Source organism: Holophagales bacterium, assembly GCA_016699405.1.
Taxonomy (GTDB): Bacteria; Acidobacteriota; Thermoanaerobaculia; order Multivoradales; family JAGPDF01; genus JAAYLR01.
Genome location: CP064972.1, coordinates 2,406,100 through 2,428,517 on the forward strand (window position 1 = coordinate 2,406,100; position 22,418 = coordinate 2,428,517).

Annotated in this window: 13 protein-coding genes; 7 read left to right on the plus strand and 6 right to left on the minus strand. The window is 72.2% G+C overall.

All coding sequences use genetic code 11. The annotated features are described in order from the left end of the window. The first annotated feature begins 81 nt into the window (after nt 1-81). From IPJ17_09990 to IPJ17_10020, 7 genes are all read left to right on the plus strand, one after another. The gene (locus IPJ17_09990) at nt 82-1,890 is read left to right on the plus strand and encodes a VWA domain-containing protein (GenBank protein ID QQR75873.1); all 1,809 of its coding nucleotides are present in this window, start codon (nt 82-84) and stop codon (nt 1,888-1,890) included. Nucleotides 1,891-1,983: 93 nt separating this feature from the next. After that, entirely contained in the window at nt 1,984-5,157 is a 3,174-nt protein-coding gene (locus IPJ17_09995) for a glycosyl hydrolase (protein QQR75874.1), read from the plus strand. A 70-nt stretch (nt 5,158-5,227) separates the two neighbouring features. Then, the gene (locus IPJ17_10000) at nt 5,228-7,096 is read left to right on the plus strand and encodes a diguanylate cyclase (protein QQR75875.1); all 1,869 of its coding nucleotides are present in this window, start codon (nt 5,228-5,230) and stop codon (nt 7,094-7,096) included. Nucleotides 7,097-7,314: 218 nt separating this feature from the next. Further along, nucleotides 7,315-9,615 (plus strand): META domain-containing protein, encoded by a 2,301-nt coding sequence (locus IPJ17_10005; protein QQR75876.1) that lies wholly within the window; start codon nt 7,315-7,317, stop codon nt 9,613-9,615. A 281-nt stretch (nt 9,616-9,896) separates the two neighbouring features. After that, on the plus strand, nt 9,897-10,772 hold the full coding sequence (locus IPJ17_10010; protein QQR75877.1) for a transposase: 876 nt from the start codon (nt 9,897-9,899) through the stop codon (nt 10,770-10,772). A gap of 455 nt (nt 10,773-11,227) precedes the next feature. Next, nucleotides 11,228-11,911 carry a hypothetical protein gene (locus IPJ17_10015; protein QQR75878.1) on the plus strand — a complete coding sequence of 228 codons (684 nt, stop codon included), beginning with the start codon at nt 11,228-11,230 and terminating at the stop codon, nt 11,909-11,911. Nucleotides 11,912-12,185: 274 nt separating this feature from the next. Next, nucleotides 12,186-13,577, plus strand: coding sequence for a hypothetical protein (locus tag IPJ17_10020; GenBank protein QQR75879.1), 1,392 nt, complete (start codon nt 12,186-12,188; stop codon nt 13,575-13,577). 43 nt (nt 13,578-13,620) lie between these two features. Here IPJ17_10020 and IPJ17_10025 read toward each other — a convergent pair whose 3' ends face one another. The 6 genes from IPJ17_10025 to IPJ17_10050 form a co-directional block, all read right to left on the minus strand. Beyond that, a complete protein-coding gene (locus IPJ17_10025) occupies nt 13,621-14,208 on the minus strand; it encodes a heme-binding protein (protein QQR76142.1) in 588 nt (195 codons plus the stop codon). Between the two features lie 283 nt (nt 14,209-14,491). Next, on the minus strand, nt 14,492-18,982 hold the full coding sequence (locus IPJ17_10030) for an alpha-hydroxy-acid oxidizing protein (GenBank protein QQR75880.1): 4,491 nt from the start codon (nt 18,980-18,982) through the stop codon (nt 14,492-14,494). 112 nt (nt 18,983-19,094) lie between these two features. Then, entirely contained in the window at nt 19,095-19,913 is an 819-nt protein-coding gene (locus IPJ17_10035; protein QQR75881.1) for a hypothetical protein, read from the minus strand. Between the two features lie 65 nt (nt 19,914-19,978). Continuing rightward, nucleotides 19,979-20,821 carry a hypothetical protein gene (locus tag IPJ17_10040; protein QQR75882.1) on the minus strand — a complete coding sequence of 281 codons (843 nt, stop codon included), beginning with the start codon at nt 20,819-20,821 and terminating at the stop codon, nt 19,979-19,981. After that, nucleotides 20,814-21,257, minus strand: a complete 444-nt coding sequence (locus tag IPJ17_10045; GenBank protein ID QQR75883.1) for a hypothetical protein — start codon at nt 21,255-21,257, stop codon at nt 20,814-20,816. Before IPJ17_10045 ends, IPJ17_10040 begins: the two co-directional genes overlap by 8 nt. 91 nt (nt 21,258-21,348) lie before the next feature. Continuing rightward, entirely contained in the window at nt 21,349-21,990 is a 642-nt protein-coding gene (locus IPJ17_10050; GenBank protein ID QQR75884.1) for a hypothetical protein, read from the minus strand. Between the last annotated feature and the right edge of the window lie 428 nt (nt 21,991-22,418).

Here is a 22,418-nt window from a genome sequence, read left to right on the forward strand (position 1 = left end):
TCGGAGGGTGAGCCTCCTGTACACTTCGGACGCCCGATGGCCTCGTCGCCGAGGCTCCCGATCGGCCCGGAGGACCGCTTCATGGTGCCGCGCATGCTCTCTCTCGCCGCTCCGCTCGTCTTGCTCGCAGCGTCGCTTTCGCCCGCCGAGAACCCGCCCCAGGTCGCCAGCTTCGGCGAGCGGGTCGATGTCGAGGTGGTGAGCGTCGACGTCGTCGTGACCGACCGGGCGGGGCAGCGGATCACCGACCTCGGGCGCGACGATTTCGAGCTGCGCATCGACGGCCAGCCGGTCGCCGTCGAGTACTTCGCGGCGCCGCGCGGTGGCGCCTTGGCCGCTCGTCGCGGCGCCGGACATCCGCCTGCGTCGCCGGTGGCGAGCGCTCCGGCGGCGGCACCGGTCTCCGAACGGATCGCCGGCGCTCCCGCCGCCGCACCGCTGCGCTACCTCGTCGTCTTCATCGACCAGAGCGCGCTCGAAGCGCGCACCGCGGCGACGCTGATCGACGAGATCCGCGAGTTCGTCATCCCGCAGCTCGACGGCACGCTCGCCGTCGTCGTCGCCGCCTACGTCGATTCGTTGCGCATCCTCGGGCCGGTCTCGACCGAGGTGGTCGAGGTCGACCGGGCGCTCTCCGAAGCGAAGCGGCTGCGCGGGCGCGGCACCGGACTGGTCGCCGAGCGCAACCGCCTCGAGCTCGAGATCCGCGCCTCGACCAGCGTCCCGGTCGAGCTTCTCCGTCGTCGCGCTTACCAGGACTCCGAGCGGACACGTTTCGAGACCGAGCTGCGACAGTTCGCCGAGGCCTCGGTGAGACGCCAGGCGCGGTCGCTCGCCGCTCTGCGCCAGTGGGTGAGCGCCCTCGCCTCGATCGAGGGACGCAAGTCGCTGCTGCTCGCCACGACGGGATTCACCGGCGACCCGGCGAGCTACCTCAAATCGCTGCTCGACAAGGGGCAACGCTCGATGCGAGCTGGTCTCGCCGAGGGGGTCCCTCTCTTTCCGATGCCGATCAACTCCGAGCCGTCCGATGCCGATTCACTCGGCCTCGAGGGCACACGGCTCGCGGACCTCTTCGAGAAGACGGTGAGCGCCGCGGAGAACGCCCGCGTGGCCTTCTACACCATCTCGCCGCGCACGCCGCCGGTGGTGCAGACCTCGCCCGAGTTCGGCGGTCTGGGCAGCGAGACCGCCCAGGCCGCACCGCGCGATCTGGCGATCGTCGAAGCCTCGTCGAGCGTCGTGCGGCTCTCCGAGGCCACGGGCGGCGACAGCCTCTACGTCGACCACGATCTCTCCGACAAGCTGGTGCGGGCGGTGGACGACGATGCCGCTGCCTACTCGCTCGGCTTCACCACCGGCGAGGCGGCGGGCGGCAAGGCGCACCGGATCGAGGTGCGGGTCAAGCGCGAGGGGCTCACGGCGCGGCATCGCGAGTCGTTCCGGCGTCGTTCGCTCGTCGACCGTGCCGAGGAGGCGCTCGCCGCCGCGATCTCGCTGCGCGCGGTGACCAATCCGCTCGGCATCGCCTTCGAGCTCGGCGTCGCCAAGCCCGACGGCAAGAAGGGCCACGGCAGCATCGTGCCGATGCTGGTGCGCATCCCTCTGCAGTCCCTCGCCCTGGCGCCGGAGCCGGCGGGGCTGCGCGGCAGGCTCTCGGCGCGCGTGGCGATCCAGGGGGCCGACGGCGAGGTGCGGTTCGGTGGCGCGAATCCGCTCGACATCGCGGTGCCGGCGGCTGCGGCGGCGCGCGTCGCCACCCACGTCTGGCCCTACCGTGCCGAGCTGCGCCTGGCTCCGGGAGCCAATCGCGTCGCGGTGGTGATCGCCGACGAGCTCTCCGGGAGCTTCGCCACGGCGATCGCCACGATCGACATCCCGAAGCCCTAGCCGCTCCGGCCGGCGTCCCCTCGTCGCTCGTGCGCCCTCGCCCGGCGTGAATTAGTCTCGTGCTGCGGCGCCTGGATGCCGCGAGGAGGAGCGATGCGCGCGACCGAGCAGATCGTCGGACTGGTGCTCTCCGCATTCCTCGGCGGGGGTGCCTTGCAGGCCGCGCCGCCGGCGAGTTGGAGCGACCCGCCGGAGCTCGAGGGGCTCAAGTTCCGTTCGGTCGGTCCGGCCCTCGGCGGGCGGGTGACGCGCGTCGCCGGCGTGCCGGGCGACCCGCTGACCAGCTTCGTGGCCACCGCCGGAGGCGGGCTCTGGCGCTCGGTCGACGGCGGTGAGCACTTCTCGCCGGTATTCGACGGGCAACCGACGGCGACGATCGGCGCGATCGCGGTGGCGCCGTCGGACCGCAACGTCGTCTACGCCGGTTCCGGAGAAGCCAACATCCGCGGCAACGTCGAGCCGGGCAACGGCATCTACCGCTCGACCGACGGCGGAACGACGTGGAAGCAGGTGTGGACGCAGAAGGGGCAGATCGGCGCCCTCGCCGTCGACCCGCGCAACGCCGATGTCGCCCTGGCCGCGGTGCTCGGCCACGCCTTCGGTCCGAACGCGGAGCGCGGCGTCTATCGCACGACCGACGGCGGGCAGAGCTGGAAGCGCGTGCTCTTCGTCGACGAGGCGACCGGCGCCTCGGACGTGGCGATCGACGCGACGAATCCGCGCATCCTCTTCGCCGGGCTCTGGCAGGCGCGGCGGACGCCGTGGAGCCTGACGAGCGGCGGGCCCGGAAGCGGTCTCTACCGCTCGAGCGACGGCGGCGAGAGCTGGACGCGCCTCGCCGGCAAGGGGTTGCCGGAGGGGATCTGGGGGAAGGTCGGCGTGGCGGTCGCGCCCTCCGACGGACGCCGCGTCTACGCGCTGATCGAGGCCGAGCAGGGCGGCCTCTTCCGCTCCGACGACGGCGGCGCCACCTGGTCGCTCGCCAACGCCCACCACGTGCTGCGCCAGCGCGCCTGGTACTACACGACGCTCACCGTCGACCCGACGAACCCGGACGTCGCCTGGTTCCCGCAGGTGCGGCTGCTGCGCTCGATCGACGGCGGTCGCACCGTGCAGCCGGTCAAGGGACCGCACCACGGCGACCACCACGACGTGTGGATCGACCCGCGCGACCCGCGGCGGATGATCGACGGCAACGACGGCGGCGTCGACCTGTCGCTCGACGGGGGAGCGAGCTGGCGTTCCACGCCGCTGCCGATCTCACAGGTCTACCGCCTGGCGGTGGACCGCTCGCGGCCCTTCCGCATCGCGGTGACGATGCAGGACATCGGCTCGGCGGTGGGGCCGAGCCGCAGTCTGACCGGCGAGGGGATCCCGATCGCCGAGTGGACGTACGGCGGCGGTGGCGAGGCGGGTGACATCCAGATCGACGCGAACGATCCGAACGTGGTGTGGGCCGGCGAGTACGGTGGCTACCTCTCGCGCGCCGATCTCGCCAGCGGAGAGCTGCAGAACGTTTCCGTCTACCCGTTCAACTCCTCCGGCCACGGGGCGGTCGAGCTGCGCCATCGCTTCCAGTGGACGGCGCCGATCCTGCTCTCGCCGCACGATCCGCGGACGGTCTACCACGGCGCCGAGCGGCTCTTCCGCACCCGCGACGGCGGTGCGACCTGGACGGCGATCTCCCCCGACCTGACCCGCAACGACCCGGGCAAGCAGCAGTGGTCGGGCGGTCCGATCACCGGAGACAACACCGGCGTCGAGGTCTACGGCACCCTCTTCGCCCTCGCCGAGTCGCCGCTCGTCCGCGGCCTGCTCTGGGCGGGAAGCGACGACGGGCGGGTGCACCTGTCGCGCGACGACGGAGCGAGCTGGGAGGACCTCACGCCGCGCCTCCCCGGGTTCCCCGAGTGGGGGACGGTGCGAGCGATCGAGGCTTCGCCGCATGCCCCGGGCACCGCGTGGGTGGTGGCCTCGGCCTACCGCCTGGACGACGATCGCCCCTACCTCTGGCGTACCACCGACTTCGGCCGCACCTGGACGAGCCTCACGGCGACGCTGCCGTCGGACCTCTTCCTCCATTGCCTGCGCGAAGATCCGCGCCAGCCCGGCCTGCTCTACCTCGGGACCGAGCGCGGCCTGGCGTTGTCGCGCGACGGCGGCGCCAGTTGGCGCCCGCTGCGCGCCAATCTGCCGACCGTGGCGGTGGCGGATCTGGAGGTCGCCGGCGACGCGCTCGTCCTCGGGACGCACGGTCGCTCGGTGTGGGTGCTCGACGACCTGACCCCAGTGAGACTCGCCGGCAGCGAGGCCGGCCGAGCGCCGGTGACGCTCTTTCAGCCCACCCCGGCGGTGCGCTGGCGGAGCGGTCTCTCGTGGGCCCAGGTCGGGGCTTCGGGCGCGGGAGAGAACCCGCCGAACGGCGCGTCGATCTGGTACCGCCTCACCGCCCCGGTGAAGGAGGCCCGGTTGGAGATCCTCGACGCGGGCGGCCTCGTCCGCACGCTCCGCAGCGACGTCTCGCCGGCGGCGCACCCGCCGGACGACCCCGACCAGCCGACCGCACCGCCCGAACCGGCCCTCGACGTCGCCGCCGGGCTGCACCGCGCGGTGTGGGACCTGCGTGCCGAGGGCACGCCCGAGATTCCGCGCGCCAAGCTCGATGCCGGCGACCCGGAGACGGGTCCGCGCGTGCCGCCGGGGCGCTATCGCCTGCGGCTCGTCGCCGGCGGCGCGAGCGCCGAGGCGGATCTGGTCGTCGAGCGCGATCCGCGCTCGCGCGACGGCGACCCCGCGATCGCCGAACGCTACGCCTTTGCCCGCGCCCTGCGCGACGATCTCGCGCGCGCCGCCGACGCCGTGGCGCGGGTGCGGGCGATCGACGATCAGCTCGCTCCCCTGGCCGCGCGCTGGCTGCCGCTCGAAGGCGCCCGCGAGCTCCTGCCGCGGGTCGAGGCGCTCCGCGGGCGCTGTCGCGAGATCGAAGGGCGGCTCCACAACCCGCAGGCCCAGGTGGTCTACGACATCCTGGCGCAGCGCGGCGGAGCGCAGCTCTACTCGCAGCTCGCGCCGCTCGCCGAGTGGGTCGCCGACGCCGACACGGCGCCGACCCAGGGGATGCGCGAGGTGGCGAGCGAGCTTCACGAACGGCTCGCGGCGCTCGAGCGCGAGATCGCCGAGCTCGAATCGGGTCCGCTCGCGGCGCTGCTCGCCGAGGCGGCAGCGCGCCGCATCCCGATCGTCGCGTTGCCGCCCCGGGACCGCTAGGGGGTGTGGGCGGCATCCGCGGTCGCCCAGCCGAGGCTAGAATCGCCCTCCCGGAGGGAAAGCTGACGTCATGGAGCGCGACACCGGAGGCGACGAGCTGTCCCATTCGATCCTCCTCGGACAGGATCGAATCGTCGAGCTCATCGCCCTCGGTGTCGCGGCGACAGAGGTCTTTGCCGAGATCTGCCAGGTCGCGGCGCGACGCTTCGGCGGGGTGAACTGCGCGATCCTGATCGCCGACACGGAGCGTGCGCGGCTCTCGCTGGTGGCGGCCTCCGGCGTGCCGGAGGCGATGGCCGAAGCGCTCACCGCCCTCGATCCGGCCCGGGCGAGCGACGTCTTCCCGGCGCTCGCCGGCGGCGGCCCGCAGGTCGTCGAGTCGATCGCTCGCGAACCGCGCTGGGCGGCGCTCTCCGCCGCTGCGCGCAACGCCGGACTCGACGCCGCCTGGTCGTCGGGGATCCGCACGCCCGGCCGGAAGCAGGAGGAGCCGGCCGAAGGGCTGCTGCTCTTTCTCCTGCCGGGGGAGCGGCGTCCCTCGTCGCGCGGCTTGCGCGTGCTCGAGATGCTGGCGCGACTCGCCGGCATGGCGCTCGAGCGCGATCGCCTGACCCGTGACCGCGAGCGGGAGGCCTCGCTCGATCCGCTGACCCGCCTTCCCAGCCGTCCGCTCTTCGACCGCCTGCTCGCCGACCTCGTCGAGCTGGCGAGCCCGGACCACACGCGCTTCGCCCTGGTGCTGGTCGACCTCGATCGGTTCGCGGCGCTCAACCGCGCGCTCGGTCCGAGCACCGGCGACCTGCTGCTGCGCAGCTTCGGGCATCGGCTCCGCCACGCCTTGCGCGAAGGCGATCTCGCGGCGCGACTCGAGGGCGACTGCTTCGCCCTGCTGGTCCGCCTCGAGGGCAAGGCCGACGAGGCGCAGGGACTCGCCGAGCGGCTCGTCGCCACCGTGCGGCAGGGGTTCGAGTTCGGCAAGGAGTCGGTCGGGGTCACCGCCAGCCTGGGGATCGCCCTCTATCCGTGGGACGGCCTCGATCCCGCGGCGCTCGTCGCGCACGCCGAGCTCGCCTTGCGCGCCGGCCAACTGCGCGGGGGGGATCGCGCGAGCTTCTACTCGCCAGCGCTCGCCGAGCCGCCGCGTGCCCTCGCCGCTGCCGTGGCGCCACCGGCCCCGGTCGCCGAGCCCGAGGAGACCTTCCGGGTCGCCGATCTCGAGCTGCTCTGGGAGCCGGTGCTCGAGCTGGCGACGCGGCGCCTCGTCGCGCTGTCGCCGATCGCCACCCTTCCGCGACCCGGCAACGAACGGATCTCGGGGGCCGATCTGTGGCGCCTGGCCGCGCGCGGCGGAGCGCTCGCGGCGGCCAACCGCTGGTGGGCGAGCGCGGCGATCGAGCAGGCCGCCGGGTGGATCGGCAAGGCGCCGGGGCATCTCGTGCTGTCACTCGCCGTCGTCGGGCCGCAGACGGCGGACGGCGGCCTGACGGCGACGCTCAACGACCTCTTCTCGGCGCATCGCGCGCTGGCCTCGCGGTTCGAGGTCGTTCTGCCGGAGCTACCGACGCCGCGCGATCTCGACGGCGCGCGCGAGCTGCTCGCCAGCCTGGCGGCGATCGGCGTGCGGGGGGCGCTCGGCGAGATCGGTTCGGGGCCTCTCCCGCTCGATCTCCTGGTGGAGCGTCCGACGCCGCGCTGGCGCCTGGCGACGAGCGCCGTGCGGGCAGCGACGCGCACGGCGGAGCGCGGCGACCTGCTCGAGGGTCTGCTCACCCTGGCGCATCGGCTCGGGGCGCGTGTCGAGGCGGCGGGGGTGGAGAGCGCGCGCGACCTCAGCTGGCTCGTCGCCCATCGCTGCGACTGGGCGAGCGGCCGGGCGGTGCGGGCGCCGCTCGACACGTCCGAGGTGCGCCTGGCGCTGCTCGAGTCGGGCGACCGTTGATCGCAGGCGGCACGGGCCGCCGCGAACGGGGGATCGCCGGCGCCAACGTCCGGATGCGCGGCCCGGGGGCGAGGCGTCGGGCGCCGACGCCCGCCTGGCGGGAGGCGGGGCGAGGGAGAATGAGCGCCGCGCGGTGACGGTCCGTTCCGGTGACGCCGCGACGCCTCGCCGGCCGGATTCGTGTCGCGGTGAGGGCCACCAGGGGCTGGAGCGACGGGATGAGCGCGGAGTCGGGCAAGGGCGGGTTCTGGAAGGGTTGGCCGCGGCGGCTGGTGACGGCGCTCTTGGCGGTCGAGTTGCTCTACGTCGGGGCGTTCGAGGTCGCGGTGCGGTCGGGTTCGCTCGAGCGATGGATCAATCGTCGGCCCGAGAAGGTCGCCATCGCCTTCGCCAGCGCCCATTCGTGGTTCCCGTTCTGGGCGAGCGTCGTCGGGCTCGACATCCGCGGCCAGACGCCGAAAATTCGCTGGCACCTGACGGCGGACACCGGTCGTGGCTGGCTCGCGCCCTGGCCGCTCGTCGAGCGGCGGCTCCGCTTCGCCTCGGTGCACGCGGCCGGCATCGCGTTCCAGATGCGCTTCGAGCGACCAGGCGAGACGCTCGATCCGGCGACCGAGGCACTCTTGCCGGCGATCGCGCCGCTCGCCCCGCCACCGGCGACGCCGCGGCCGGTGCGCCCGAAATGGTCGTTCGAGCTTCCGCGCGTCGGCGCCGAGCGGGTGCGCGAAGTCTGGGCCGATCGGTTGCATCTGACCGGCGAATTGGCGGCGAGCGGTGGCTGGGCGCTCCACCACGGGGTCGAGGCCGAGCTTCTGCCGAGCGGAGTGGACCTCGTCGACGGCGAGCTGCGGATCGGGAGGTACGCGATCGCCACCGGGCTGCGGGGGCACGTCGACCTGGAAGTGGTGCGCTGGCCGTTCAAGCAGAAGCGGGGGATGGAAGTCCTGCCCTATGCCTCGGCCCAGGCGGCGATCGAGGGTGCTGCCACCTTCGGCCCCTTCGTCCAGGGCGAGCTCCTGCCGGAGTGGCTTCGCTTCGACCACGCCCCGGGGCCGTTCTCGGCCCGCTTTGAAGTGCGCTCGGGGATTCTGCAGCCCGGGAGCGTCGCCGACCTCGAACGCACCGCCTGCAGTCTCGGCATCTACGACTTCGGCGTGACCGGCAAGGCGAGCGCTCACCTCGAGGTGTCGCAGGACGACCACGGCCCGCGCGGCGAGGTGACCGTACGGTTTGCCGACTTCGAGGTGCGCCAGGCGGCCGACCCGCGGGCGGAGATCGTCGGCACCGGGCTGACCGTCGTCGGCCAGACGCGCGATCTCGCCGTGCACGGCCCGCCCTTCACGGCGACGGCTCACGTCGACCTGGGTGAGGCGCGCCTGGCGAACCTTGCGGTCTACGATCGACTCGTCCCGCAGAGCCTGCCGCTCGACATCGTCAGCGGGAGCGGCAAGGTGCAGGGTGGGTTCGACGCGGTGCTTCCGGCAAGGTCGGCCCGCGGCTCGTTCACTGCGCACATCGACGAAGCGGCCGTCCGCTACGGGGGGCTCGATCTGCACGGAACGGTGGCGGTCGGTATCGCCCTGTCGACCGCCGATCTGGCCACACGCACGTTCGACCTCTCCGGGACGCGCCTCGAGTTGACCAACTTCCGCATCCCGCAGGCCGAGGTGGTCGGTCCGAAGAGCGAGGCTGGCTGGTGGACGCGCCTCGAGTTGCCCGAAGGGCGGCTCGCGCTGCCTCCGGTGTCGGCGGCGAGCGGGCGTTTCCGCGTCGAGATGCGCGACTCGGTGCCGCTCGTCGGTCTCTTCGCCACGCGGCGCGACCTGCCGCGATGGGTCGAGCGCGTCCTCTCCGTTCGCGACGTGGGTGCGGAGGGGCGGCTCGGCTGGTCGCCGGATGGCTTCGCGCTGGAGGACTTCTCGACGCGCTTCCGGAAGTCGACGATCCGCGCCAAGGCCCGCTTCGGCAAGGAGAGGAAGGCCGGGGTGATGATGATCGAGTGGTGGAAGCTCGCACTCGGCGCGCGATTCGACGGCGAGAGCCGCCAGCTCAAGCTGGTCAAGACGCGCGACTGGTATGCCCGGCAGAACCTCGGCGCGATGCCGGAGGTCGACGCAGCGACGGTTCCGGTGACCGATGGCACGGAGGTCGCGGCGCCGACGAGCGCGAGCGAGCTCGCGGGGACCCACTGGCGATTGCAGGAAACGGTTCCGCCGAGCGCGTCGGCTGCGTCGCTGGCGCTGACGCTTCAGCTCGAGGCCGCGGCGATCCACCTGGCGAGCGGCTGCGGTCGGGCGTCGGCGACGTACGCGATCGGAACCGACGCGAAGCTCGAAGTCGGGGACCTCGACGCCGGGCCGCTCGCCTGCCCCGAGCCGCTCGCGGCCGAGGAACGGCGCCTACGTCGGCTGCTCCGCGCGGCGAGCGTCGTCAGCCTGACCCCCGAGGAACTGCTGCTCGCGAGCGGCGAGGGCGTCGCCGCGACCGAGCTTCTGTTCGTTCGAGTCGGAGTCCCTTGAGGTCGCCTAGCAGCGGAGCGTGGAGGACCCCCGAATGGTCTCGAAAGGTCCCTGGCACCTTCGCGGAGCCTCACGGATCGCCTTCGCGGGGGCGGTCGATCTTCTGAAAAACCCCTGGCACTCTCGGGGAGGGCGGTCGATCTTCTGAAAAACCCCTGGCACTCTCGGGGAGGTGGGCGCCCACCCGGAGTCGCCGAGAGCAGCTGCTGCAAGTTCGGTGGCCTCGATTCCGTCCTTTTCCTTCGATGCCACGCCGCCTACGTTTTGTTCCGGAAGGGTCGATGGTCGAGGTCACCTGCCGAACGGTGCAGGGACGGCTGCTGCTGCGACCGTCGCCACAGCTCAACGACATCGCCTTGGGGGTTCTCGGGCGAGCGCAGGCTCGCTACGGGATGGCCGTCCACGGCTTCGTGATCCTGTCGAACCACCTGCACCTCCTGCTCTCGCCCGAGACGCCGCAGCAGCTGGCTCTCTTCATGGCCTTCCTCGAGGCGAACCTCGCCAAAGAGGTTGGGCGGATTCACGATTGGAGAGGCCCGTTCTGGGGACGCCGCTACCAGATGATCATCGTCTCCGACGAAGAGGAGGCTCAGGTCGCTCGCCTCCACTATCTGCTGCGTCATGGAGTCAAGGAGCACTTCGTCGCCCGCCCTCAGGATTGGCCGGGCCCCCACGGTGTGACGGCTCTGCTCGAGGATTCGCCGCTCCAGGGAACGTGGATCGACCGGACGCTCGAGCACAAGCTTCGGCGTCGCAACGGAGAGGTTGACCCCCGCGCCTGCCGGTCGACGGAGTCTGTCGACCTCTCTCCGCTGCCGTGCTGGGCGGGATTGCCCCCGGATTCCTACCGTAGGCGCATCGCCGAACTGGTCGCCGACGTCGAGGTCGAAGGCCGGAAGCTCTCTCGCGAACAGGGAGAACCTCTGGGGCCCGCTCGAGTGCAGCGCCAGCATCCTCACCAACGACCGCAGAGATCCAAGTGCTCGCCCGCGCCTTTGGTTCATGCTGCGTGCAAGGCGGTGCGTCTGGCGCTCGTCGACTCCTACCGCATCTTTTCGATCGCATTTCGCGCTGCCGCAGAACGTCTGAGGAGCAGTGACCGCTTGGTGCTCTTTCCTGATCGTGCCTTCCCGCCGCCTCTCCCCGCCCCAGGGTAGGGACGTATCGCTTGCCACATCGTCGAGCCCTCCTGCGCTCTGTTTGCGAGCAGGATTCGTGCGGAGACCGTTCACGAACGGCGACGGACTGCCTCGGCGAGCGTTCCACGGCGAAAAAGGGCACTGCCGACCGGACGGGAGGCACAGATGATCAGGCAGGGCTCGCCTCGAGCTCCTGTTGGAAACGCCGAGACGATGAGCCGTCCGGCGAACGAGGGGAGTCCGCGAGCGCTTTCAAGGAAAGAACGCTGGCACTGATGCTGGAGGTCGCGGGCTGATCCGAGACTCTCCCGCTCTCAATAGGCACGCTGCGGCTTGTGGTGTGCACCCGCGCGGCATACGGTCAGCCCTTCTCTCAACCCAGGAGGGTTTCCGGAATGCGTATCGCTGCAGGCATCGCAATCGCTGTCGCTCTGTCCGTCGCTGCGTCCGCAGGCGCACAGAAGAGCCCCGAAGTGGCTCAGATCTCGGTCTGGAAGGTCAAGCCGGGGGCCACCGCGGCGTTCGAGGCGGGAAGGGCGCGTCACATGGCGTTCCATGCCGCGCAGAAGGACAGCTGGAGCTGGTTCACCTGGGAAGTGGTCAACGGCGACCGCGCCGGGGAGTACCTCACGGGCTCGTTCAACCATTTCTGGAAGGACTTCGACGGCCGCGACGCCTTCGACAAGCTCGACAATGCCGACGTCGAGAAGAACCTCGGGGCGAATTCGGAGGTCACCACCACGGGCTACTGGACCTACATGACCGAGGCGAGCCGTGCTCAGCCCGGCACGACCGGTCCGGCGGCCTACGCACAGCTGACGCACTACATGGTGAACCCCGCCGACACGCCGCGCTTCGAGGACGCCCTCAAGGAGATCAAGGCGGACCTCGACAAGGCCGAGTGGCCGGTCTACTCGGCGTGGTACCGGCTGTCGAGCGGCGGAGAGGGTCCGCACTACGTCGTTTCCACCCGACGTGACAACTTCGCGGCGTTCGCGCCGCTCGACAAGTCGCTGATCGAGGCGGTGGCCGGGGTGGCCGGACCGCGCCGGGCAGCAGAGCTGTTCGACATCGTGCGCTCGTCGACCCGCTCGGTCTACACCGAGGTCTTGAAGCTGCGGTCAGACTTGAGCTACGTCGCGCCCGCCGCGAAGTAGCGCCGGACCCTCTCGACCGGCGGCCGGAGCGGCGTCGCTCCGGTCCGCCGATTCGGGTCGTCGACCCGACCCCCCCGATGGCGCTTCTCGTTCCGGCCCGCGGATTCGGGAAGATCGTTGGCACCTTGTTCCGGGTCGGGCCGTCGACCCGATCCTGCGATCGCCCCTCTCGCTTTTCGATCCGCCGATTCGGCTCTCCGGTGGCCGGGTGTCCCGCCCGGACGAGAGCTTGCGCTCCGGAGAAGGGGTGCACCTCCCCGGAACGCGAGGACTCATGATCGACCTTCTCAAGCCGGCCCTCGTCGCCGTTGCGCTCGGTCTCGCGGCCGCGGCGTCCGCTGCCGCCACCCCACCGCTCGATCCGTCGGCGTTCGCCGGCGCGTGGGTCTCCGAGCCCTGGGCCGAAGCGCTCGTTTCGTCGCGTTCACCGCTGCGTGCGGCTGATGCCAGCCCGCCGCTGGCGTTCGAAGTGGAGCGCGCCCCGTTTGGCTGGCGCCTGACCGTCACCAGCTTTCACGAGGCGTCGCACTGGGCGTTCGTCGCGGCACAGGCCGGTGCGCGCGCGGGGGAGGTGACGCTGGTGCTCGATCCCGCGGAGGACGATCAGCCCGACCTGAGCGGACGCAAGCGCGTCGCGGCGACGCTCGCTCCCGCGGGAGGTCCGCCGCAGGGATTGCGCGCTGCGCTGTGGAGCGAGGACGAGGCCGCGAGCTTCCGCCGCCTCGACGGGCCGCTCGCGGCCTGGGTCAATCGGTCGCTGATCGCCGGCCAGTACCGCGATGCGCAGGGCCGGATCTGGAGCTTCGGTATCGACGGCAAGGCGCGCTGGCCGGAGCGGGCCTTCGACTACGAGGTCTCGGTCGATCCCTCCGAGGCCGGTTGCGATTACCTGCAGAGCCCCGATCCGCAGGAGACCGGCGGGCAATGGCGCACCGGTTTCGCCTGGCACGACGGGCGACTCGAGCTCTTCCGCATCGTCTACGACCAGGAGGTGCCGATCTCCTGTGTGGGCAAGCCGTTCGCGCTGCTGACGCCGACGAACGCCGCGGCGACGGCTCCGATGCCGGCTCCGTCCCGTGCGAGTGCTGCCGAGGTGGGCGTCTGCGGGCTCCGACGCCTGCCGATCGAGCCGCGCGATCCCGGTTCTCGCGCCTGGTACGTTTCGCCGGGCAGGACGCTGCGGCTCGAACACTGGAGCTTCAACGAAGTGCAGGACCCCGACCGCTTCACCGACGGGCCGATCCGGGTGATCCACGCCGACGGTCGCCATTGCGAGATCGACAGCGACAACTACACGGCGGAGCTGCGCCTGAGCGCTGACGAGCACACCCTGGTGGTGGTCGAGTTCAGCGGGTCGAACGAGTGGGTGCGTCTCTACGACACGGCGAGCTGCCGGCGCCGGAGCGAGCTGCCGGTCGGCGAGCAGCTCGTCTTCGACGGCGACACTCTCCGCGATGCCGGCTCCTGCGAGATGCGCGACGCGCGAGTGGGCACGTGCCGGCCCGCCTCGGTTCGCCGGTTCGACGCGACCTGCGTGCCGGTGCGGAGTGCGTCCGAGTCCGACGAGGCGACACGCCGTCGTTTCGGCATCGCATTCTCCGAGGCCTCGGAGATCGAGTTTCCGTCGACGGGACACGCACGCCGGCTCGGTCCGGCGCGCTGGTGACGGCCGCGCCGGTGGTGACGCACCGAGCTCGATGCTCTCGGGCTCAGGGCGCGGCGACTTCGACCATCACCTCGTTGCGACGCAGGAACCAAGGCATGAACGGTGGGTCGTAACGCGCCGTCTCCGGCTCGCCGATCACCGTCCACCCGGCCGTCCGCACTGCGGCGAGCAGCTCCGCGGTGCGGGCTGCGAATCGCCCTTCCGACCAGAAACCCGAGAAGCGCAACGCCGCGACGGTGCGGACCGGGACCTCGCGCAGCGTGACGCGGGAATCGTTCGGCGCGGGGAGCGTGGCGAGCGTCGAGGCCGCCGGCATGGTGAAGGCGACGACCCAGCCCTGCGCACCTCCGCGCTGAGCCACCGGTGCGGTCATGGCGATGCGCTCGCTGCCGCCGCGCGGGCGCTGGGCGACCGGCGCGGTCATCGCGATCTTCTGCGATCCGCCAGCGGCGCCGGCAGCCCGATTGCCGCCGAAGATGTAGCCGGCGAGTCGACGGAACCCTTCGTTGCCGGCACGGTCGAAGTCGCGGCCGTCGACCACCGTCTCGGCGACGACGTAGGAGGGGTATTCGCGCAGCTCGACCGCGCCGAGGGTGCGCAGCAGCTTGAACGCGGGCTCTTCGACGGCCATGGCGGGGAGGGGGGAGAGAAGGGCGGCGAGGATGGTGAGGGCGGTGACGACGGCAGGGAGCGCGGTGCGGTGACGTCTCATCGACTCTTGCTACGCAAGATCGCAGCGTTCGGCCGTCCGGCGGTCGATTTTCCTCCTCGCGACGGGCGGACGACGCCGGGGGAGTGCGCTCCGTTCACCCCGTCGCCGGGCGTGGACCCGCACGCGACGAGACCGAGACGGGGAGCGCTCGCTCGGCTCCTCCCGAGGCACGGAAGCCCTCGCCGCCAGGGCAGGCGATCCGTCACGTCGACTGCTGTGCCTCGGGAACGAGCCGCGTCTCGATGCGGCAGAAGCGGTCGGGGTCGAAGGAGCGCAGGAGGCGCTCGGCGATCGGACTGGCGGTCTCGCGCAGGTGCTCGTCGAGCAGCGCCTGCACGGTCTGGACGTCGCTCTCGTCGAGCGGCACGGCGCGCACGTAGCGGGCGTTGAGCATCTCGAGCGCCGCGTCGAGCAGGTAGACGCGGCCGCCGGTCATCCCCGAGCCGAGGTTGAAGCCCACCGGACCGAGGACCAGGGCGGTGCCGCCGGTCATGTACTGGAAGGCGTTGGCGAGCACCCCTTCGACGACGATGCGCGGCGCGTCGCCTTCGTGGCTCTTGCGCAGGCAGACGGCGAAGCGGTTGCCGCCGCCGCCGGCGAGGTAGGCGCGTCCGCGCCGAGCACCGTAGGCGAAGGTGTTGCCGACGAGCGTCGGCGTCCCCTCACTGCGGAACCCCTCGGCGGGCACGATCGCCAGCTTGCCGCCGTAGGCGGCGGTGAAGCAGGAGTCGGCGGCGACGCCGGCGAGGCGGAACTCCATCCCTTCGACCGCGTAGGCGGCGTAGAAGTGTCCGGCGGCGCCGTGGTGGCGAAAGCGCACCGCGCCGCGTGGCAGGCCGGCGTCGCCGAATCGCCGCGCCACGAGGCCGGCGGCGGTCACGCCGACGCCGCGATCGAGGTTCGTCAGGCGGCGCGCCACCTCGACCGATTCGCCGGCGAGCGCACGCTCGGCGGCCTCCTCCTCGCGCACGCGCGGCGGCGGGGCGTGAAGCTGACTCTGCCGCTGCAGGTGGCGCGTCGTGGCGCGACCGTGCGGCGCGTTGACCAGGTGCGAGAGGTCGAGCGCCGCGGCCTTGCCCTCGAGATCGTCGCGTCGCACGAGCAGGTCGCGCCGGCCGACGAGGTCGGCCACGCTCGCCACGCCGAGTCGCGCCAGGGCGAGGCGAACGTCGTGCGCCACGGCGAGCAGGTATTCGACGAGTTGGCGCGGGCGCCCGGCGAAGCGGGCGACGAGCGCCGGGTCCTGCGTGGCGACGCCGAACGAGCAGCCCTGGCGGCGCGCCCCCGTCGGGTCGTGCGGCGCCGGTCCGGCGAGATGGCACTGGCGCAGCATCGAACAGCCGAGCGCGACGAGCGCGCTGGTGCCGAAGCCGACGCGGTCGGCCCCGAGCAGGAGGAGCTTGAGCGCCTGATCGCCGGTCTGCACGCCGCCGTCGACCGACAGCTCGACGAGCTCGCGCACCCCCTCCTCGACCAGCGCGTCGTGCACCGCCGGCAACACGGCTGCTGCCGGTACGCCGGCGTGCTTCTGATCGACGCGCTTGGCCGCCCCGGTGCCGCCACCGCCGTCGGAAAGGTGGATCCGGTTCGCGCCGGCGTTGACGCCGCCGAGCGCCGCCATCTCGACGCCGTGGGTGGCGGTGAGCTTGAGCGCGCAGGAGACCTCCGGGTTCAAGAGGCGCCAGCTCTCGAGCATCAGCTTGACGTCCTCGATCGAGTAGAGGTTGTGGTTGACCGGCGGCGAAATCAGCTCGTAGCCGGGCTCGCAACCGCGCTGCGCGGCGATCCTCGCGTCGACCTTGCGCCCGGGGAGCTGCCCGCCCTTGCCGGGCTTGGCGCCCTGGGCGAACTTGACCTCGGCCTCGGCGGCGCGCGCCGCCACCTCGGGGGTCACAGTGAAGCGCCCGCCGGCGTACTGGATGCTGCGGTTGCCGTCGGCGTGGCCCAGCCGCGACTTGTCGAATCCGCCCTCGCCGCTGTTGGCGAACGGACCGAGCCCGGCGGGCAGCGGCGTCGCCGAGCGGTGGAAGCGGCGGCGGCACCAGCGCCAGGCGAGGTTCATGCCGCGCGCGACCGCCCGGTGGGCCGGTTCGGAGAGCGCCCCTTCGCTCATCCCGGGGACGAAGAAGCGCCAGAGGATCGCCTCCTCCGGTTCGACGGCGTCGAGCGGCAGCGGAGTCCCCTCGCGCAGCGCGACGAGGTCGAGCAGGCTGGTCGGGGCGCGCCGGCGCCGTTCGGCATCGAGGTCGTGCAGCCGTGTCGCCGCATCGGCCACCGCGGCCGGGCTGCGCCGTGCGTTCTCGCCGAATCCCGCCGCTGCCTGCATGGCGCGCACCGCGTCAGGGGAGTAGAGATGGGGTCGTCCGTCTTTGCGGAACTTGTGCTCGCCGGCCGGCGGCGGTGCGCCGTCGCCGGCGAAGGCGGCGCGATGGAAGCCGAGCCACTCCCGGTCGAGCGTGTCGACGCCGATGCCGCCGAGATGGCCGGCGACGCCGGGGAACTCGCGGGCGAGCAGCGACGCGTCGAGGCCGATCGCCTCGACGAGCTGGGCGCCGCAGTAGGCCGAAGCCGGCGTGACGCCGATCATCGACATCGCCTCGACGAAGCCGTTGCGCACGCCGGCAAGGTAGGTCGCCTCGCGTTCGCCGGCGGTCTCGCAGCCCAGCCAGGGGCAGACGGCGTCGGCGCCGAGCGCGACGAGCAGCGCGAGGTGATGGACGTCCCAGGCCCCGGTGTCGGCGACCAGTCCGACCTGATGACGGAAGCCGGCGGCGACGATCGCCTGGTGGAGTTGCGAGAGCAGGCGCGGCATCGGCAGCGCGACGCGCGCGGCGGAGACGGTGCGGTCGGAAAGCACCAGCACCGCCGTGTCGCGCGCCACGGCGAGGGCGGCGCCGACCACGCCGGCCAGCGCGCTCTCGAGCGACTCGACGGTGCCGCCGTCATCGCCGACGGCGAAGGTCGCGTCGACGCGACGGACCGCCTCGTGCGCCAGCAGCCAGTCGCGCTCGGCCCGTTCGAGGACGCGGTGCGGGTAGAGGAAGAGCGGCCCCTCGCTTTCGCTCCACAGGCCGCTCCGGCGACCGAGCGCGACCGACGTCTCGAAGACCCAGGCGTCGCGGATCGGGTCGATCGGCGGGCTCGTTTCCTGGGCGAAACGCAGCTTGAAGTAGTCGTCGAGGCGACGCGGCAGCCGGTCGAGCAGCGCGGCGGGCGGCGTGTCGTCCCCCATCGAGCCGATGGCGAGCTTGCCCTCGGCGACCAGCGGCGCGAGTGTGACCTCGAGGTCGTCGCGGGTCATGCCGAAGGCGGTTTGCAGACGGGCGAGCTCGTCGTCCGGCAGGGTCGCCGGCGGAGCCTCGAGTCGCCCGCCGGCCTGGCCGCGGCGCGGGGCCGGAAAGCGCTGCAGAGCGAGGAGGCGATGGACCTGTTCGGTGAGCAGCACGTCGCCGCTCGCCAGACGGACCATCGCCGTGTCGCCGGGTCCGAGCAGGCGCTGCATCTCGAGCGGTCCGAGGTCGAGCGTGCCGGAGAGCTCCGAGGCGGCCACGGCATAGTCGCGGGAGGCGGCGATCCAGAGCGGGCGCAGCCCGTTGCGGTCGAGGTGTGCCACCGCTTCGTCGCCGTCGCAGGCGACGATCGCCGCCGGTCCGTCGCAGGCGCCGAGCAGCACCGCCATCGCCTCGTGGAACGCTTCGAGGTGACGCTCGCCGCGCGCCATCGACGGCGCCTCGGGGAGCAGGGCGAGCAGTGCTTGCGGCATCGCCAGGCCGCCGGCGATCAGGGCGATCATCATGTCGTCGAGGTTGGCGCTGTCCGAGCCGCTCGAGCAGATGATCGAGGTGACGCGCGCGGCGAGCTGGCGCAGGCGCGGGTGGCGCTCGACGATGCGCGTCACCAGATCGCGACCGATGGCGTGCACCCAGGCGACGTTGCCGCGGATGGTGGCGATCTCGCCGTTGTGCGCCAGGCCCCAGAACGGCTGGGCGCGGCGCCACGAGCTCGTGGTGTTGGTCGAGTAGCGCGAATGGAAGAGCACGAAGCGCGAGGCGAGCTGCTCGTCGCGCAGGTCGGGGTAGAGCTCGGACATCCGCGAGAGCTGGGCGAGCCCGCGGTAGACCACGGTGCGGTTCGACAGGCTCGAGACGGCGAACTCGCCGCGTGACGGTTCGTAGAGCTGCTCGTCGAGCGCCAGGCGCAGGAGGTAGCGGCAGAGGAACCAGCCCTCCTCGCTCGACCCCGCCGGCCGGCGGAAGAGCGCCTGCCGGACCACCGGGGCGGTGCGCCGCGCCGGCGAGCCGGGTGGCAGCGCCTCGACGTTCAGCGGCACGTCCGCCCAGCCGAGCACGTCGGCGCCGCCGAGCGCGGCGAGATCCTCGACCGCCTCGACGCAACGCCGCCGGCGTGCTCCGTCGAACGGCAGGAAGAAGGTGCCGAGCGCCACGTCGCGCTGGACGATCGCCCGCGCCTGCTCGGGGAAGCGGTCGAGCAGCAGCGCCCAGGGGATGTCGAGCAGCATCCCCGCGCCGTGTCCGGGCGCCCCGCGATGGTCGAACTGGCGACAGAGCTCGAGCGCCATGTCGACGAGCGCGCGCTCGGCGACCCCCTTGCGCGAAGCGAGGAAGCCGATCCCGCACGCGGCGCGGGACGAGTCGAAGGTCGGCGGGGACCAGCGGCGCGGGACGTCGCTCACTCGAGGGTGCCTCCTCGGCCGAGTATAGGACGAGATGCCGCGGTGCGGCGGGGAGAATCTGCGGGCCGGGGAGCCGGTCGCGAACCGTGACGGAGCGGGCGAGCGGAGACGCTCAGTGCAGGTAGCCGTCCTGCACCGGGTGCTCGCTGTCGAGGTTGCCGTAGTCGCGGGCGAGGTCGAAGCGCGTCGGGTCGTGCGGCCGGCGGGTGACGAGCACGTCGTGCAGGCACCACTTGGCGCCGGGAGCGCATCCCGAGTCCGCGGCATCCAGCGCGTGAAGGCGGACCTTGGCGGGAGCGCGGGCGTGGAGCGCCCGCATGTCGTCGGCGTTGGCCGACTCGCTCCCGGTTCGCGGGTCGACCGCGTAGACCGCGTGGACTTCGCCGAGCGCTGCCACGAGGTCGGCGTCGAGCTCGAGATCGCCCGTGCCGATGGCGCCGTCGAGGTTGAAGTAGCGGATGTGCGCGAGCAGCTCGCGACCGCCGGGTCGCGAGCGGAGCTGCCGGAAAAGGTGATGCGCGACGAACGAGCCGCTGCTGTGGGCGATGGCGACGATCGGCCCCGCCGCGCCGCCACGTGTGCGGGCGAGAAGCCACTCGGCGAGCTCGGCGGTGGCGAGATCCTTCGTGCGATAGCTCGCGTCGGCAGGACCGCGCAGCACGCAGACGCCGGCGGTGGTCGCCTCGGGGTCGGCGTGCAGGGTTGGAAGGGGTGTGAGTTGGATGGCCCAGTTCCAGGCCCAGGCCGGCTCGACGGTCCAGCCGGCGAAGGCGAGGAGCAGGGGGGCGCCGCCGGCCCCGTCGCGGCAGTAGACGCCGCCGGCCAGAGCCCGTGGGATCGGCGCGGGCGTCGGAGCTGCGTCGTGGCTCGCGCCCGCGGGGCCGACTGCGACCAGAAGCGTGCCGAGGAGGATCGAGGCGAGCCGAGTCATGAGATTCCGGCGGAGATGCGGTGCGACGCCGCGCGTGGAAGCAGCGTCGCTCGCGTCTCGTGTGCTCACGGCTTGGCCGAGACTACGTTCGTCTCACCCACGCCGACCGAGAAGGCGATTCGGCGACCGCCGATCTCGACCGTGTAGGCACCCGGTGGCAGGACGAGGACGTTGCCGACGCTCGACACTTCGCCGACGCGCTGTCCGGCGGCCGTGCGGACCTCGTGTCCCTGGATCGAGGCGCCCTCGACCTTGAGCTTGCCCGGCCGCAACGTCGTCACCACGCCGCCGTCCACCTTGACCAGCGGCCAGACGATGTCGCCGAAGGTCACGTCGTACGTCCCTGGAATGACCGCGACCTGGTCGCCGATCGAGCTGACGTGGGCGACCTCGACGCCGGTCTCGCTGTCGAGCAGCCGATGGCCGACGAGCGAGGCGCCTTCGACGCGCAGCCGGCCGGGACGCAGCACCGTCTCCTTGCCGGCCTCGACGCGCACGCTCTTCCACTTGACGTCGCCGAAGCTGACTTCGTAGAGGCTGGGAGGGACGTGGATCGTGCGCCCCATCGAGCTGACGTTGCCGACGACCTTGCCGGTGGTGACGTCGACCACGTCGTGGCCGGCGAGGTTGGCGCCTTCGACGGTGAGGTTGCCGGGTTCCTTGCCCTCCACGGCGACCTTGCCGACCGGTGCAGCGACCGCGAGCCCGAGCGCCGTGCCGAGCTCGGCGGCGCTGCCGGCATCGCGATAGGTGCCGCCGGTCGCCGCGGCGATGCACTGGAGCTGGAGTCGCGCGGCGAGGTCGACGTCGAAGCCGATGGCGTGGATGACGAGCCCGGCGCGCTTGGCGGCGAGCGCCCGCGCGGTGGCGCAAGGATCGCCGTCGCAGGTCTCCTTGCCGTCACTCACCAGGACGATCGCCGGCGCCGTCGCGTCGGCTGGCAGGTCCTGCGCCGCGAGGCTCGAGCACGCGGGTGATCGGCGTGTAGCCGCGAGCGGTGAGCTTCTGCGCCGCAGCGACCGTTGCCGGGCCGGCCTTGGCGGCCTCGGCGAACGGCACGAGGATCTGCGTGTCGGCGCAGTCGTGCTTCTCGCGCGGCGACTGGTGTCCGTAGGCGCGGAACGCCAGGCGCGTGTCGGCAGGGAGCTTGGCGACGACGTCGGCGACCGCCGCCTTCGCTGCCTCGAGCCGCGTGCCGCCCGCCGGGAGCTTGGCGATCATGCTGCCGGAGGCGTCGAGCACCAACTCGATCGTTCGCGGGGGGGCCGCGGCGCCGGTCGGGAGGGCGTGGAAAAGGCCGAGGGCGGCGAGACCGAGCAGGCTGGCGCAACGCGTGCGACGCATGAGCACCTCCGGAGCTTTCCGGGAGATTCTAGATTCGGAATGCCGAGAAGGCTCTCCCCTCCGTCCGGCAGAACGAGGCGCGCAGCGCGGTTCAGTCGAAGTGCAGCACGCGCACCGGCTCGTCCTCGCGATCGCCGGCGATGCGGCCGGGGCCGATGCGGATCTCGTGCGCGGTCACCGCGATCGGTCCGTCGAAGCGGTCGCCGACGGGGATCTCGACGTGACGGGTCATCACCAGACGCGGGTGCTTCGCCCCGTCCTCCCCGTAAGCGTCGCCGATGTCGAACGTCACCAGCAGCAGGCTCATGAAGACCCCGGTGCCGCCACCGCCCTGCTTGGTCGAGAGGACGTGTACGCCGTTGGCCAGCCTCCCGAGGTGCTTGTAGGCGATCCAGTCGGTGACGCCCGAGGCGGGATCGGGAGTGTCGACGCGGAACCAGCCCTCCGGGTCGGCGACGAGCTCGCCGGAGTAACGGTTCGAGTGGAAGGCGAGGTCGAGCTCGACGGCGGCGACCGGCCCGGACGGGCCGTCCGAGAGCCAGGAGAGCAGATCCTCGACGACGCGCGGCGAGATCGGCTCGGCGCGGAAGGTGAACCGGTCGTCGGCCTCGGCCTGCTGTGCCCGGACGGCGGTCCGCTCGTTCGCCGAGCTCTTGGCCGTCGCCGGGCTCGCCGCCGGGAGCGTGGCGGGGACGACGAGGAGGGCGGTGATCGCGACAGCGGTGCGGAGCATGGGCACTCCCTTCTGTCTCTAGAAGCGTGAGCGGCCCCGGATGCGGGACGGCTCCTGGCCGGGCAGGCGGCGGAGCGGTGCGGTGGCGTTCTCGACCTGCGTGCGGGTCCACCGGTGCTCGGTGCCACCCTTCCCCCGGGTCCCTCGCTCTCGCTCGGGATGACAGGGGCGGGGCACGGTCGAAGGAGCCGGAGAGGAGGACTCGCGCCGAGCTGCGCTCGGTCTTCGAAGGGAGTCGCTCAACTCCTCGCACTCGCTCAGCGAGACCGAGGTGGGGCACCGTCGAGGGAGCCGGCGAGAAGGTCTCGCACCGAGCTGCGCTCCACCACCGAGCTGACTTGCTCAGCTCCTCGTCCGCTCCTCCCCTCGTCATCCCGAGCGAGAGCGAGATTGGAATGAGAAGGCCAACCCCCCTGTCGCAGTACCTT